The organism is Scopulibacillus darangshiensis, assembly GCF_004341035.1.
Taxonomy (GTDB): domain Bacteria; phylum Bacillota; class Bacilli; order Bacillales; family Sporolactobacillaceae; genus Scopulibacillus; species Scopulibacillus darangshiensis.
On record NZ_SLXK01000048.1, the window covers coordinates 1 to 15,760 of the forward strand.

At 43.9% G+C, this 15,760-nt stretch carries 14 protein-coding genes; 1 reads left to right on the plus strand and 13 read right to left on the minus strand.

What is annotated here, in order from left to right; all coding sequences use genetic code 11:
• Nucleotides 1–123: 123 nt before the first annotated feature.
• From phnE (EV207_RS19945) to phnC, 3 genes are read right to left on the minus strand one after another with little or no spacing between them, the layout of a single operon-like run.
• On the minus strand, nucleotides 124–924 hold the full coding sequence (phnE, locus tag EV207_RS19945; RefSeq protein WP_132747921.1) for a phosphonate ABC transporter, permease protein PhnE: 801 nt from the start codon (nucleotides 922–924) through the stop codon (nucleotides 124–126).
• A complete protein-coding gene (phnE, locus tag EV207_RS19950; protein ID WP_132747922.1) occupies nucleotides 921–1,709 on the minus strand; it encodes a phosphonate ABC transporter, permease protein PhnE in 789 nt (262 codons plus the stop codon). The genes phnE (EV207_RS19945) and phnE (EV207_RS19950) overlap by 4 nt, the downstream gene beginning before the upstream one ends.
• The gene (gene phnC, locus EV207_RS19955) at nucleotides 1,706–2,476 is read right to left on the minus strand and encodes a phosphonate ABC transporter ATP-binding protein (protein WP_132747923.1); all 771 of its coding nucleotides are present in this window, start codon (nucleotides 2,474–2,476) and stop codon (nucleotides 1,706–1,708) included. The genes phnE (EV207_RS19950) and phnC overlap by 4 nt, the downstream gene beginning before the upstream one ends.
• A gap of 304 nt (nucleotides 2,477–2,780) precedes the next feature.
• Here phnC and EV207_RS19960 point away from each other — a divergent pair, with 304 nt between their 5' ends.
• Nucleotides 2,781–4,811, plus strand: coding sequence for a penicillin-binding transpeptidase domain-containing protein (locus EV207_RS19960; protein WP_132747924.1), 2,031 nt, complete (start codon nucleotides 2,781–2,783; stop codon nucleotides 4,809–4,811).
• Between the two features lie 394 nt (nucleotides 4,812–5,205).
• Here EV207_RS19960 and EV207_RS19965 read toward each other — a convergent pair whose 3' ends face one another.
• The 10 genes from EV207_RS19965 to qoxA all read right to left on the minus strand — a co-directional run bounded on the left by EV207_RS19965 (nucleotide 5,206) and on the right by qoxA (nucleotide 15,589).
• Entirely contained in the window at nucleotides 5,206–5,808 is a 603-nt protein-coding gene (locus EV207_RS19965) for a nitroreductase family protein (protein WP_132747925.1), read from the minus strand.
• A 146-nt stretch (nucleotides 5,809–5,954) separates the two neighbouring features.
• Nucleotides 5,955–7,670, minus strand: coding sequence for a phosphoenolpyruvate--protein phosphotransferase (ptsP, locus tag EV207_RS19970; RefSeq protein ID WP_132747926.1), 1,716 nt, complete (start codon nucleotides 7,668–7,670; stop codon nucleotides 5,955–5,957).
• Complete coding sequence (locus EV207_RS19975) at nucleotides 7,670–7,936, minus strand: phosphocarrier protein HPr (RefSeq protein ID WP_132747927.1); 267 nt, start codon at nucleotides 7,934–7,936, stop codon at nucleotides 7,670–7,672. The genes ptsP and EV207_RS19975 overlap by 1 nt, the downstream gene beginning before the upstream one ends.
• A gap of 133 nt (nucleotides 7,937–8,069) precedes the next feature.
• Nucleotides 8,070–9,968: a PTS fructose transporter subunit IIABC gene (locus tag EV207_RS19980; protein ID WP_132747928.1), complete on the minus strand. Its 1,899-nt coding sequence runs from the start codon at nucleotides 9,966–9,968 to the stop codon at nucleotides 8,070–8,072.
• Between the two features lie 13 nt (nucleotides 9,969–9,981).
• The gene (gene pfkB, locus EV207_RS19985) at nucleotides 9,982–10,896 is read right to left on the minus strand and encodes a 1-phosphofructokinase (RefSeq protein WP_132747929.1); all 915 of its coding nucleotides are present in this window, start codon (nucleotides 10,894–10,896) and stop codon (nucleotides 9,982–9,984) included.
• Nucleotides 10,893–11,648 carry a DeoR/GlpR family DNA-binding transcription regulator gene (locus tag EV207_RS19990; protein WP_132747930.1) on the minus strand — a complete coding sequence of 252 codons (756 nt, stop codon included), beginning with the start codon at nucleotides 11,646–11,648 and terminating at the stop codon, nucleotides 10,893–10,895. The genes pfkB and EV207_RS19990 overlap by 4 nt, the downstream gene beginning before the upstream one ends.
• Nucleotides 11,649–11,806: 158 nt before the next feature.
• Nucleotides 11,807–12,121: a cytochrome aa3 quinol oxidase subunit IV gene (gene qoxD / locus EV207_RS19995; RefSeq protein ID WP_243647174.1), complete on the minus strand. Its 315-nt coding sequence runs from the start codon at nucleotides 12,119–12,121 to the stop codon at nucleotides 11,807–11,809.
• Nucleotides 12,122–12,745: a cytochrome aa3 quinol oxidase subunit III gene (gene qoxC / locus EV207_RS20000; RefSeq protein WP_132747931.1), complete on the minus strand. Its 624-nt coding sequence runs from the start codon at nucleotides 12,743–12,745 to the stop codon at nucleotides 12,122–12,124. It lies immediately after the preceding gene.
• Nucleotides 12,745–14,709 (minus strand): cytochrome aa3 quinol oxidase subunit I, encoded by a 1,965-nt coding sequence (qoxB, locus tag EV207_RS20005; protein WP_132747932.1) that lies wholly within the window; start codon nucleotides 14,707–14,709, stop codon nucleotides 12,745–12,747. The genes qoxC and qoxB overlap by 1 nt, the downstream gene beginning before the upstream one ends.
• The gene (gene qoxA / locus EV207_RS20010) at nucleotides 14,693–15,589 is read right to left on the minus strand and encodes a cytochrome aa3 quinol oxidase subunit II (RefSeq protein WP_132747933.1); all 897 of its coding nucleotides are present in this window, start codon (nucleotides 15,587–15,589) and stop codon (nucleotides 14,693–14,695) included. The genes qoxB and qoxA overlap by 17 nt, the downstream gene beginning before the upstream one ends.
• Nucleotides 15,590–15,760 lie beyond the last annotated feature (171 nt).

Consider the following 15,760-nt stretch of genomic DNA (forward strand, 5'->3'; position numbering starts at 1 on the left):
GAATTTAAAAAAGATGACCCCTATTCAATATAGGAATCATCTTCTATCTGCATAATCTCTTTTTTTAAAGTGTCCTTGACATGGGTGCCAGTTTAGTGAGCGCCCTTTTTTTCTGCTCTCTTTTTACACGAGCCGTTTTCTGATTGCTCCGGAAATCAAGTCGATGGTCGTAACCATCACAATGATACCTAGAAGAATGATGCCGACACGATCCCACGAGTGGCCGTTAAGAGCAAAGATCAGCGGCGCGCCGATACCGCCGGCGCCGACAATGCCAAGAATCGTTGCGGCACGAACACTGATTTCAAAACGGTACAGTGTGTAGGACATGAACTCCGGCATGACCTGCGGAAGGATCGCAAACCACAGCGTTTGAATTTTATTCGCCCCCGATGCTGTCAGGGCTTCTGTAGCACTGAAATCCATGTTCTCAACCGATTCGCCAAAGAGTTTGCCAAGCATACCTATGGAGTGGAAGCCTAACGCCAGAATACCGGCGAAAGGACCTAAGCCGACCGCTTTAATGAACAGCAAAGCCATGATGAGTTCAGGGAAAACCCGAATGGCGCTTAAAACCGTTTTACCTGAGGCAGACACAAAGCGGTGTTTGCTCATATTCCTTGCAGCCCAAAAGGCAAACGGCATGCATAACGCTGCAGAAATAAATGTGCCGAGTACGGCTATAGCCAAAGTTTCCAACAATGAACGAAGCAGATCTTCTCCAGCCGGATCATAAATATAATCCCAGTCAGGGTGGATCAACCCATTGAAAATAGCTGCAACAGCCTTTCCCGCTGTATTTTTAATTTCAATATCTTGAAAAAAGGTCCAAAAACACACAATATAAATAGCTAAGACAATAACAAGGATGGCCCAATTTCTTATCCGCTTTTTCAATGGTTTCTTTATCGCTACAGTGCTCATAATAATTTCTCCCGGATTTTATTGCTTAAGGTATCAATAATAATGACAACAATGAAGGTATAGACAATAATGGCCATAGTACGGTCATATTGGAAAAAGCTCAGCGTATTATTTAGGAACAGCCCGACACCGCCAGCTCCGACATAACCGAGTATGGCAGCTGCACGAATGTTGATCTCAAAGCTGTAAAGGAAATACGACATAAATTGTGCCGTGACCTGTGGGATCACACCAAAGAAAATCCATTGTATCTTATTTGCCCCTACCGCTGTCATCGCTTCAAGCGGTCCAGGATCAATGGCTTCAACAGATTCATAAGCAAGCTTTGCAATAACTCCAAATGAAAAGATTGTGATAGCGAAGATACCGGCGATTTCGCCAATACCGAAAATAGGAACAAATAAGGCAGCAAGCAGCAATTCGGGAATCGTACGGATCAAGTTCATAATAAATCGTGAAGGCAAATAAATCAGCGAATGCTTAACCACATTGCTTGAAGATAAAAGAATGACTGGTATCGCAATAATTGCACCAAAGGTTGTGCCGATAACAGCCATCCGGATCGTGGCAAGCATCGGCTTAGTAATATAGCTAAAATAGCTCCATTCCGGCGGAAACATTTCACCTAGGAGCGTGCCCATATTTGGAAGTCCTTTTTTTAGATCTAAAAATGAGACACCGGTTTGGATTGCACTGCCCCACAAAATTAGTAGTAAAAAAATAACTGTTAAAGAGGTTTTAAGACGGGATACTCTTTTTATCTTAGTCATTTCCGTTTCCATCATTCCGCCGCTCCTAATAACTCATCTTCATTGATCGGGCGCCCGTAAATCTCTGAGAAGACACTGTCTGTTGCCTCTTCAACCGGACCGTCAAAAACAATTTCACCCGCCCTAATACCAATGATCCGAGTAGCATAATCCCTAGCAAGATCGATAAAGTGAAGGTTAACAACGGTTGTAATCCCTAATTCCTTATTAATGCGCCTCAAATCATCCATGACCTGCCGAGTTGTCAACGGATCAAGGGATGCAACAGGCTCATCTGCCAAAATAACCTTAGCTTCTTGAGCCAATGCCCGAGCGATCGACACACGCTGTTGCTGACCTCCGGAAAGTTCATCGGCACGCGAATAAGCTTTTTCTTTGATATTAACCCGGTCAAGAGCGTCTAAGGCCAGCTCGACATCCCTTTTTGGAAAGAGCCCAAAAATGGTCCGAATTGTTGAATGATAGCCAACACGGCCTGACAGGACGTTACGAATAACCGATGACCGTTTAACCAAGTTAAAGTTTTGGAAAATCATCCCTATATCCCGACGAGCTCTCAGCAGTGCTTTTCCGCGGGCTGCGGTTATCGATTTGTCACCAATTATAATTTCTCCTTCCGTAATTTCATGAAGTCTATTAATCGACCTTAGAAGTGTCGACTTACCAGCACCAGAAAGCCCGACAATAACGACGAAGTCACCTTTATTAATCTTGAAATTGACGTTTTTCAGTCCGGCTGTTCCGTTTGGATAAACCTTAGATACATTCTTGAATTCTATCATTTCACAACCAACTTCCCCTTATGAAATATTCTTGTTTTCTACTCTCAAATAAAATTTTTAAAAAACAGAATACATCTTAAATTTACCAGTGAATGCAACCAAACTCAAGGCCGTTTTACCAATTAATATGGCTAGTCTTCGATAATCATGCAACATTTTTGTAATCGCTTACAAACAAATCACGCAAGATTCTTTTTCTTCCACTTTTTTCTTTTAGAGATTAGTTTTATAATAGAATTATCGGATTGATTAGTCATGATGTCGTATGTTGATGAATAGGTATAGGATTCCGAGGGGGAAAAGCATGAAAATAAAACATATTGCCGTGGCTCTCTTTTTTATAATGATTGTCACGGCGCTTAGCGCATGCAGTGATAAGCCAAAGCCGGAAGATCGCTTTCAATCATATGTCGATCTTTGGCAAAAACAAGATTTTGATAAAATGTACAGCTACCTGTCAGCCGATGCAAAAAAGAGTATTTCCAAAAAGAAATTTACTGAGCGTTATAAAGATATTTACGGGGGGATAGAGGCAAAAAATCTCAAGGTTTCTTTTAAGAAGCCCAAAGATGAGGTTAAGCCTGATAAAAATGGCAATGTTAAGCTTCCTTTTAAAGTAAGCATGGAGACGTTAGCCGGACCAGTAAAATTTACAGAAAAAGCGACTTTAGTTGAACAGGAAAACAAAGATAAGAAGAATTGGTATATCAACTGGAGCCCAGCTATGATATTCCCCAAACTTAATAAAGGGGACAAAGTCAGAGTTGAAACTCTAGAAGGAAAAAGAGGCGAAATTGTCGACCGCAACGAAAAAGGACTGGCAATGAACGGTGTTGCCGCTCAAATCGGCCTTGTCCCTGGGAAGCTTGGGTCGAATCCCGATGCAACAAAGAGCAAATTGGCCAGCCTGTTGAATATTCCTGAGCAACAGATTGAAAATAAGTTAGGCGCGTCATGGGTCAAAGCGGACAGCTTTGTACCTGTTACAACTATCAACGCTGCGGATACAGAACTTATTAATAAAGCGGTGGCTTTGCCGGGGGTACGCAATCAGAACGTTGAAGCGCGCATTTACCCATGTAAAGAAGCTTGCGCCCATCTGACTGGATATGTTGGACCCATCACGAAGGAATTGCTTGAAAAGAAAAAGGATAAAGGCTATAACAGTGAATCCGTTATAGGACGCAAAGGATTGGAGCTCGTTCTCGAAGATCAATTGCGGGCCAGAAACGGCGGGATTATTTACATTGAAAATACTGACGGTGATAAAACAGCTACCATCGCCAAGAAGGCACCTAAAAATGGGAAAGACTTCAGATTAAGTATTGATATCAATGTACAAAAGGCTTTGTATAATCAATTGAAAAAAGATGCAGGCACCGCAGCAGCTATTAACCCATCCACAGGTGATATCCTTGGATTAGTGAGCGCGCCGTCCTTTGATCCAAACGCTTTTGTCCTTGGCATATCATCAGATGATTACCAAAAATTAAGCAGCGATCCAAAGAAACCTTTGCTCAACCGCTTCACGGGAACCTTTACACCGGGATCAAGCTTTAAACCAATCACTGCAGCAATTGGTTTAGAAACCGGCGCGATCGATCCGGACGCTGTAAAAACAATTAATAGTTCCAAGTGGCAAAAGGACTCTTCATGGGGTGACTATTACGTTACACGCCTCGACCATGCATCTAAGGTTGACCTAAAAGAGGCACTGGTTCGTTCTGATAATATTTACTTTGCCCAAGCTGCATTAGCTATCGGCGGCAAGACATTCATGAAAGAAGCGAAAAAGTATGGCTTTGGTGAATCACTGCCGATTAAATATCCAATGGAAAAGTCGACCGTGACGAACAGCGGTGCACTTGACAAGGAGGTCCTGCTGGCTAATACTGGTTACGGCCAAGGTCAAGTCAATGTCAATCCGCTACATCTGGCGGTCATCTACTCCGCTTTCGTTGACGAAGGTAATATGATCAAGCCGCATTTGTTTTATAGTGACACGGGCAAGCCGGAATACTGGAAAGAAGGCGTCATGTCGCCGAAAACAGCAAGCACCATAACCAAAGACCTTATACAAGTAATTGAGAGCCCCGCCGGCACCGCGAAGCATGCCAAAATTGACGGCGTGACGCTGGCGGGCAAAACCGGCACTGCCGAGTTCAAATCTAAGCAAGGCGAAAAAGGAAAAGAAGACGGCTGGTTCGTTGCATATAACACGAAGAATCCAAGTCTTCTCGTCAGCATGATGGTTGAGAATGTTAAAAATGGGGAAGGCAGCCACTACGTCGCTCCGAAAGTCAAAAACGTATTTGAAAAGGTACTGAAGAAATAAAACTCGAAAAAGCCGGGCCTAGGGGCCCGGCTTTTTATACTTCAGGGGGAGAATAGATTTTGGGATAATCTGGGGGGGAATCCTAGCCATAGCGTATGTGAAGAGCGCGGAAAAACTTACAAACTACAATATAAGCTTCACTCATTTATTATAGGACTCAGATTCCGTTATTTGCCTAAAATCTACTCAAACGACCTCTTGAAAGCCCGAATAGAGGAACCACAGTCCTATATGATCATCAAAAACAGCATTTTGCCCAAAATAGCGGAATGACAGTCCGATAAAAATCCTCGCTAAATCTTTATAGGACTCAGTGTTTACTATAACTTCCTTATTGACCTAAAATTACCTAAAAACAAAAAAACAGCCTCTTCCGGCTGTCTTTTTATCATGGCTATTTTATCGCATTTTCCCCGAAGCCGCCTTCAAACAAGGTTTCTTTTAAAGGACGTCTACTAGAAGGAACCTCACGCTCTTGCAGCGTTTCTGACAGTTCCTCCTTATCGCCGCGGTAGCCAAGTGAAATCACCGCATATATAGCAAATTCCTCTGGTACTTCGAGAATGTCACGTGCTTTGTCTTCGAAGAAGCCAGCCATGCAATGGGCGGCAAGACCTTGTCTTGCAGCTTCCAAGGCAAGATAGCCCCAGGCAGCCCCGGCATCGAACTCATTGCTGCCATTAGGCTGGCCTTTGGAGGTGACTGTATTTGACACAAGAACGGCTAGAACCGGGGCCTTTTCGCACCAGATCCGGTTGCCGTCCATTATGAACGGATAAAATTTCTCGCGTTCCTCTTTTGTTCTGGCGATAATGAAACGCCATGGCTGTTCATTGCTCGCTGAAGGTGCCCAGCGCGCCGCTTCAAAAACACTGTATAACACATCTTCAGGGACATCTTTTTCTTGATATGATCTCGGAGACCAGCGATTGAGATAAATCGGATCAATATCATAATTCGCCTGACGCTCGGTCTTCACTTGTGTATTGTTGCTCATTTTTGTACCTCCTATGGATACCGATGACAATAGTCTTTGACATTCGGAAATAAAAATTCAAAAAAATTCAATGAGCCTACCGCAAAAGGTTAGACCCATTGAATATATTACATAGATTGGACTCAATTTGTATAGAAATATGCTCTTTAGCTCATAAAGTTTTTGACATAATTAATGACGTCATCAACTGTGTCTAAATTTAAGAACTTTTCTTTGTGCCCTGCCAATTCTTCCTGGGACAGTTTAAGCAATTGGCTTCTTGCAGGCAGAATGGAAGTCGCGCTCATACTGAACTCATCCAGTCCAAGGGCCAAAAGCAGCGGAATCGCCGTTTCGTCGCCCGCCATTTCGCCGCACATGCCGGCCCATTTTCCTTCTTTATGCGCAGCCTCAATGACCATGTTAACCAGTCGTAAAATCGCCGGGTTGTACGGTTGATATAAATAAGAAACATGCTCATTCATCCGATCAGCCGCTAAAGTATATTGAATAAGATCATTGGTCCCGATGCTGAAGAAATCGACTTCCTTAGCAAATCGGTCTGCCATGACAGCTGTAGAAGGGATTTCAACCATCATACCGACCTCGATAACCCCAGACACTTCAACGCCTTCACTTATAAGCTTATCCATTTCTTCCTGTAAAATGGCTTTGGCCTGCCTAAGCTCGTCCACAGTGGCAATCATCGGGAACATAATTTTCAAATTCCCGTGGACACTTGCCCTTAACAAGGCGCGAAGCTGGGTCCGGAAAATATCCTGCTGCTCGAGGCACAGACGGATCGCTCTAAAGCCAAGAAACGGATTCATTTCTTTTGGAAGATCAAGATATGGCAGCTCCTTGTCACCGCCAATATCCAACGTCCGGATGACGACTGGCTTCTCTCCCATCTTTTCCAAGACTGTCTTATATGCATCGTATTGCTCATCTTCTGTCGGCAGCTTATCACGGCCCATATAAAGGAATTCCGTGCGATACAAGCCGACACCCTCGCCGCCGTTATTAAGCACACCTTCAACATCATTTGGGTTGCCGATATTGGCCGCAAGTTCAACATGCCGTCCATCTTTTGTCACAGTGCTTTCCGCGACAAGCTTCTCCCACTCGGCCTTTTGGGCCTGATGATCCGCCTGTTTTTGCTGGTACTCAGTGATTTCAGCTTCTGTCGGATCAATGATGACATCTCCTGAAAGCCCGTCAATAATCACCATAACATCCTTTTCGGCCTTTTCCGTAATATGCTTAGTGCCGACGACAGCCGGGATTTCCATTGATCTTGACATAATCGCAGAATGTGATGTTCTGCCCCCGATATCCGTCGCAAAGCCTTTGACAAATTTCCGATTAAGCTGCGCCGTATCCGATGGTGTTAAGTCCTCTGCCACAATAATGACCTCTTCGGAAATAGCTGCGGGAGATTCGAATTGAATGCCAAGAAGATGGCTCATCACCCGCTTCGCGACATCGCGAATATCAGCGGCTCTTTCTTTCATATAGTCGTTATCCATGTTTTCAAACATTGAGACGAACATCGATGTCACGTCATCCATCGCTGCTTCGGCGCAAATCGTCTCACCTTCGATTTTTTGATTAACCGCCCCGAGAAGCTCCGGATCGCTTAAAACTAATAAATGAGCTGCAAAAATATCAGCTTTATCTTTGCCAAGCTCAGCTTCAGCCTTTTGCTTGATGACCTCGAGCTCGGCCTTCGATTGATCAATTGCCTGTTGAAAACGGTCAATTTCAACTTGGGTATTTTTAACATTTTTTCTTTCAATAACAAAATCCGGATTCTTTAAAACAAACGTCTTTGCAATGGCAATGCCTGAGGATGCGGCAATGCCGGAAATCCGCTCAGACATTACTCGCCCAGACCTTCGGCTTTGATAACTTCTTCAACGCCGCTTAAAGCTTCATCAGCATCCGGGCCTTCAGCTGTTATTTTAATTTCAGCCCCTTGCTGGATACCCATTGCCATGACACCCATAATCGATTTAAGGTTAGCATTTTTTCCGTTATACTCAATGGTAAGCTCTGAACTGAATTGACCTGCTTTATTTACTAATGTTGTGGCTGGTCTGGCATGAATTCCAGACTCGCTAGTCACTTTAAATGTTTTTGCTGGCATATGAATATGACTCCTTTAAATAGATTTCTGTAACCGGTACAGACCACTTGTTATTATACCAAGTTTGACATGTTTTTTAAAACCGTCAAGACTTGCCAGATTGAAATTCGTCGAAAATTGCCGTATTTCCCCATTACTTTGATCTTAAAGGTTTTCTCCATAAACCGTAAATAACAGCTGTTATAAAGGCGCCTATAATGATTGATAAAACGTAAAGCCAAGCGCTGCCGTTAACAAAAGGAATAACGAAAATCCCGCCATGCGGCGCTCTCAGCCCGGTGCCGAAAAACAGGGCCAGACCGCCTGTAACAGCAGAACCGATCACACTTGAAATAATAACTCGGTACGGATCGGCTGCAGCGAAAGGAATCGCGCCTTCTGTGATGAATGAAGCACCTAGAACATAAGCTGTTTTGCCTGCGCTTCTTTCTTGATTGGAAAACTTCCTCGCAAACAAGGTTGTGGCCAAAGCCATACCTAATGGCGGCACCATGCCTCCCGCCATTGTCGCTGCTTGCGGATAAAAATTGCCAGCATCAATCATCGCCAAACCAAAAGTATAGGCGGCTTTATTAATGGGGCCTCCCATGTCGATTGCCATCATTCCGCCTAAAATAATGCCAAGCAAAACAAGATTAGATGTACCTAGGCTGTTGAGCCAGCCGGTAATAGCATCCATAATGGCACCGATCGGCTGATCAATTAAATACATGGCCATCCCGGTAATAAAGATGCCGAATACCGGAAAGAGCAACACTGGTTTTAAGCCCTCTAATGACTCAGGCAGTTTTTCGAAAACCTTTTTCAGAAGAACGACGACATAACCCGCAAGGAAACCGGCGATCAAACCACCGAGGAACCCTGCCCCGCTCGTTGCCGCCATCAATCCGCCGACTGCTCCGGGAGCCAAACCAGGCCGTTCCGCAATGCTATAAGCAATATACCCTGCCAAAATGGGGATCATGAGTGCCATGGCATTTCCGCCGCCGATCGTATTCAATGCATGGGCGAAAGCGTTATATTCAGGCGATTTGGGATCTGCCGAATGGATACCGAAAAAGAATGACAAAGCGATGAGGATTCCGCCCCCGACAACAAACGGCAGCATGTGTGATACACCGTTCATCAAATGGCGATAAAAAGCCGGTTGCTTTGCTTTTTTCTCTTCTTTTCCTTCCCTTATTTTGTCTTGATAGGATGATCCGCTGCCTTTATAAACAGGCGCCTCACCGCTTACTGCTTCTCTTATAAGCCCTTCAGGATTGCGAATACCGGCTGTAACTGGCGCCTCTACCAAATGTTTCCCTTCAAAAGGCGCCATATCAACCTTAGTGTCCGCTGCTACTATAACACCCGCTGCCTCTTTAATATCTTCTTCCGTTAATCTGTTCTTAATCCCTGTTGAACCGTTTGTTTGGACCTTCATATCATAGCCGAGTTCCTTAGCTTTTTCTTTAAGGGAGTCAGCAGCCATATACGTATGGGCGATACCTGTTGGACAGCCGGTTACAGCCACTAACTTTAGCCTCTTGCCCGAACCTTCATGGCCGTCTGCTTCAGATTCTTCATCGTTTTGATCATTCTCTTCCTGCTCAAATAAATCGATAATGTCCTCGGGCGTTTTGGCAGCCATTAACTTTTCTCTAAAAGGCTTGTGTAATAAATAAGTTGAAAGCTTGGACAGTGTCTCAAGATGGGCATTATTTGCCCCGGCGCTTGCCGCAATCATAAAAAAGAGGTGCGCAGGTTCTCCATCAAGGGAATCGTAATCTATTCCTTTCATTGAACGGCCAAAAGCAATGGCCGGGGTCTCTACGGCGCTGGTCTTAGCGTGCGGAATCGCAATCCCCTCTCCCACACCTGTCGTGCTTTCCTGTTCCCGGCGATCAATAGCTTCTCTATATGCTGCTTCATCGTTTAACTTGCCTGCCGCTTTAAGCTGACCCGCCAGTTCATCAAGGACATCCTTCTTTGATGAACTGCCTAAATCCATAATGATAGTGTCTTTAGTTAACAAATCGGTAATCTTCATGGTTTTCACCTGCCTATTTTATATGTGACACCCGAACTTGACCCACTAAGTTTTCAACAGCTTCTTTTGTACATAAATCAACGGAAAAGGCTGTCGCACTGCCAGCTGCAGCACCATAACGAAAAGCCTCCTGCACATTTCCGCCGCGGGAATACTCGGCTAAAAAGCCGCCGACAAGTGAATCGCCCGCGCCAACGGAATTTTTTAAAGTCCCTTTTGGCACTTCAGCATGGAAGACGTTATCCCCAACTGCCAATACCGCCCCTTTGCCGCCCATTGAGACAATGACATTTTGGATTCCATCGCTGACCAAACGTTTCGCATATTCAGCGGCTTCCTCTACATCGGTTATTGTTACGCCAAACAATTGTCCTAACTCCTCATGGTTTGGTTTGATTAAAAATGGCTTTGCCTCCATGGCTTCCACGAGAGCCTGTCCACTTGTATCTAAAATAACTTTGGCTTGGCTGCCGGCTGCACCTGCGATCATGTCCTTGTATATTGTCGGCGGCAGTGAGTCTGGAATACTGCCGGAAAGAACAAGGGCATCCCGTTCGGTCAACTGCTCTAATTTAAGAAAGAGCTCTTCCAAATGGTTTTGATTAACCAACGGAGATTGTCCGTTGATTTCCGTTTCATTGGCACTTTTTATCTTCACATTAATCCTTGTATCTCCGGGAACCTCAATAAAATCAGGATGAATCCCTTCACCAATTAGCTCACGCCGGATAAAATCGCCTGTGAACCCGCCAATAAAACCTAAGGCTTGCGTGGAAACGCCAAGCCGTTTGAGAACACGCGAGACATTAATCCCTTTTCCTCCGGGCATCTTTTTATCAGAGGCAATTCTGTTCAAATCACCCGGTTTAAAATCCTTTACCTGAACGAAATAGTCTAGTGAAGGATTCAGTGTGCAAGTGTATATCATGTTGTTTTCACCATTTCTATTTGTGTTAATTTCCTATATTCCGATAGACTCTTAAGATCCTGAACAGCATTCGTGATAATGGCTGCTGCGCCAAGATCGTGCACTTTGCTGAACGAGGTTCTTCCAAATTTGGATTCGTCAGCTATAACAAAGGCCTTATTTGATAAATGGATGGCCGTTTGTTTGATCATTGCTTCTTCAGGATCAGGAGTTGTATAACCAAAGTCAGGATGAATGCCATTCATGCCGATAAAACATTTATCGAACCGATAAGCGCTGATCCCGTCAATCGCTCCTTTACCAATGAAGGCATTTGTTTTGGGTTTCACCTTGCCACCAATCACATATGTCTCAAGGTCCTTGTCAATGCAATGATCGATTAACGATAGACCGTTCGTTACCACAAGAATATCCTTCCGCAAATGCTCGACCATATGATAAGTTGTTGTCCCCGCGTCAAGAAAGACGCAGTCCCCAGCCTGAACTAACCCTGCTGCATGTTTCGCGATAGCCATTTTTTCATTTAAACTCGCCAACGATCTTTCATTGATCGTTGTCTCCTCTGACTTTGACCCGGCAAGCTGGGCCCCGCCATGAAAGCGCAACAGCTTATTTTCCTTTTCAAGCTGAACCAAATCTCTGCGAATCGTTGACTCAGAGCTTCCTGTTCCTTCAACAAGGTCCTGAATGGCCGCAACCTTCTTTTCTTTAATAATTTCCATAATTAATTTATGCCGTTCAGGCGTTAGCAAAAGTATCACCTCATCACTTTATATTTATTATAAAAGAATACCCTTTCAATTTCAATCACATTCGTTCAAAAACATTCGTATTTAGTCATAAACGATTAAATCAAAATAAAAAAAGGTGCTCTCTTATAGAGAACACCTTTAATTTATTTATATATTTATTACAGAGAGTAAGCCATGATCCATAATGACCCGACTACTACTGTTGCGGCGGTAAAGAAGCCAAAGCCAATCGCGATGATTTGCCAAACTCTGCTTTTGCTTTCATTCAAGTGCATGAAGAATAACAGCTGAATGAGCGCCTGAAAAATTGCCAGTATAATGATTGAGGCAAGTGTAAAGGTTGTTGAGAACGAATATGATACAACAATCCAGAGAGCAATCAGCGTCAAGGCCAGAGATAAAATCAATCCGATGACATGCTTCCAAGGAAAACCGCCATGTGCATTGTGTTGTTCAACATTTTCATTCATCATTTATAGCACCATCCCCGTCAAATATACTGCCGTAAAGATAAAGATCCAAACAACATCAAGGAAATGCCAGTATAGTCCCACGATAAAAACCTTACGGGCTGTCACAGCCGTAACCCCGCGCTTGGCAAGCTGAATAATAATACTAGTCATCCAGAGAATACCCAGACTAACGTGGGCACCGTGAGTACCTACAAGGACAAAGAATCCTGATAAGAATGCGCTTCGGCCGACCGTGGCCCCTTCTTCAGTAGCATATTTTACAAACTCGTTGACTTCCATGTAAATAAAGCCAAGCCCCAAAAGCAAAGTGATGATTAACCAAATAATTATCCCTTTTGCATTATGCCGTCTTAGCTCATGTGTGCCAAGACCGCAAGTGAAACTGCTTATCAAAAGAAGGAATGTTTCAATCATAAATTCCTTGACATCATAAAGCTCTTTTGAAGTCGGGCCGCCGGCTGTGTGACTGTGTACAACAAGGTAGGTTGCAAACAGACAAGAGAACAATACAATTTCCGCACCGAGGAATATCCAGAAACCGAGAATCCGGAGGCGTCCATCTTCCGTCGAATATTCTAACGGCTCATAAGGCTTATTGCTTTGGTTAGAAGCGACTGATGACATTAGTTTAACCTCCCCGTTGCGCTTTCTGTGCGCTCGATTTCTTCAACTGGAATGTAGTGATGATCATGATACTCAAATGATCTGAACGCCATAACCAGCATGGTGGCGGCGGCTGCAGGTATTGCAAGCCAATACCATTCGAAGACCAAACCAAACCCGGCAAAGAACATGAGCCATGCCTGGATAAAAGGTTTGCCTGAATTATTCGGCATATGAATCGGTTTAAACGGCGCTTTGGAAATTTGACCTGTCGTTCCTTTTTCTTTCATATGCAAGAAGGCATCTGCTGTTTCCACCTTAGGAATATGGGCAAAATTGTATTCAACCGCAGGTGACGTCGTAGCCCATTCAAGCGTACGGCCACCCCAAGGGTCCCCAGTTTTATCCCTTTTACCATAACGTGCACTCCAATAAATATTGTAAACCATAACAATAAAGCCAATACCCATACCAAAGGCTCCGATGGTAATAACCACGTTAAGCGGCATCCAGCCAAGTCCTTCAGGGTAGGTGTACATACGCCTTGTCATACCCATAAGACCAACGAAATACATTGGAAGGAAACAAATATTGAAGCTGACCATAAAGATCCAGAACGAGATTTTCCCTAGTTTTTCATTCAAAACGTGACCGAACATTTTTGGCCACCAATAGTGCAATGCGGCAAACATTCCGAAGACTGTACCACCGATCAGCACGCTGTGAAAGTGGGCAACTAGGAAATAACTATTATGGTATTGATAATCGGCAGGCGCGATCGCAAGCATTACCCCTGTTAGACCACCGATTAAGAAGTTTGGAATGAACGCCAACGCCCAAAGCATGGCTGTCGAGAATTCAATCCGACCTTTATTTAATGTGAACAGCCAGTTAAAGATTTTAACCCCGGTCGGTATCGCAATCGCCATTGTTGAAATCGAGAAGACCGAGTTGACAGCTGCAGTGTTACCCATTGTAAAGAAGTGGTGCAGCCAGACAACAAAGCTTAAGGCTGAAATGAGAACCATCGACCATACCATGGCTTTATAACCAAATAGTTTTTTATGTGAAAAAGTACTGATAACCTCTGAGAAAATACCGAATGCCGGCAATATAACAATATATACTTCAGGATGCCCCCAGATCCAGAATAGGTTCGCCCACATCATCGGCGATCCACCGGAAGCGATGGTGAAGAAGTGTGCACCGAATAAACGGTCAATTGTCAAGAGAGCTAACGCAACCGTAAGCACTGGGAAAGCGAATACGATAATGAGTGATGTTATCAAACTTGACCAAGTAAACATCGGCATTTTAAATAACGTCATGCCCGGCGCACGCATCTTAAGAATCGTAGCCATAAAGTTTACACCTGTTGCGAGTGTCCCGATCCCTGCAAGCTGCAGCCCAATGAGGTAATAGTTTTCCCCGGGTCCCGGGTCAAGCTTAGCCCCAGCGAGCGGCGTGTAACTTGTCCAGCCCGCATCTGGTGAACCACCGATGACAAAGGATAGGTTAAAGAGCATGGCACCGACAAAGAACAGCCAGAAACTTAAAGCGTTTAAGTACGGAAACGCAACATCGCGTGCTCCAATTTGCAGCGGAACCGCAACGTTCATCATACCAACGATAAATGGCATTGCCATGAAAAGAATCATGATTGTTCCGTGCGTTGTGAAAATTTCATTATAGTGTTGTGAATCTAGAAATCCTTCATTAGGAAAAGTAATCTGTGACCGCATTAACAGCGCGTCAATACCGCCTCTGAATAGCATTAAAAGGGCGGCAATAATGTACATAATTCCGATCTTTTTAGCATCAATTGTGGTCAGCCACTCTTTCCAAAGCCATTTCCACTTTTTAAAATAAGAGAGGACAAACACAATAGCAACCATCGATAAAACAATTGAAATATCCGCGCCATAAATCAGCGGATCCCCCAAGACTAGAAAATCGCTGAGGAACGCTTTAATGTCCGCTATCATGATTCATTCCTCCTTCCATATCATCATTATTCATATGCTGCTCCATTGCAGCATCTTTTTTATCTAATACTTTTGGATAAGATGAAAATGTCATTTCACCAGCAATATCCGGCTCCAATAACTTTTTATATTTTTCCATGGTTAGTGCCGGTTTATTGGCTTTGACATCTTTTACCCATGCGTCAAAGTTCGCATCCTTCTTCGCTAAAATGTGGAATGACATATGTGCGAAACCTTTGCCTGAGAAGTTTGCACTTCTTCCTAAGTAATCACCCGGATGGTCAGCCTGAATCCACATATTCATAGGCATATTTGGCATAGTGTATTGCTGTCCGGCCAGCTCAGGAACCCAAAATGAATTCATGGCGCCAATTGCCTTCAATTTAATTTTAACTGGCGTATCTTCAGGAATGACAGCGTAATTGACTGTCTCAATGCCCTGTTTGGGGTATCTGAATAACCATTTCCAATCCACCGAAGTTACTTCTATGGTGATAGGTTCAACTTTTTTCCCTGTTGCATTCGCCGGCTTAGGAGGACCTTCAAGCCCATAGAGTGTTTTGACTGTTGGAACGGCGAGCAAGATCACGATGATAATCGGAATAATTGTCCAAAGGGCTTCAAGCTTGGCGTTCCCTTCATCTTCCGGATCATACCCCTTGCTGTTTTTCCTGCCGTACCTTACCAAAACATAAATAAATATGATCAATACACCGGCAACAACGATCGCCATCAATATGAACGACCAAATAATAAGGTCGTATTGCTGCTTGGCAACCGGCCCTTGTGGGTTTAGAACCGCAACCTTATTCGTACAGCCTGTCAAGAAAACCAAAAATAGTGCAAGGACACCCAATGATTTCAATGTTAATCTTTTCATGGCTGTTGTTTTGCCTCCCTTCTCATATAAAACCCTTCACGATTTTAAAGACCTTATATCTAGAATCATCCACTATAATTAATTTATAAAAAGTGCTTGAGTCATCTCAGAAGGTCTCACGAGCAGTATTTATCATACCAAATGACATCGCGTTTTTATCCCCAAATCCCT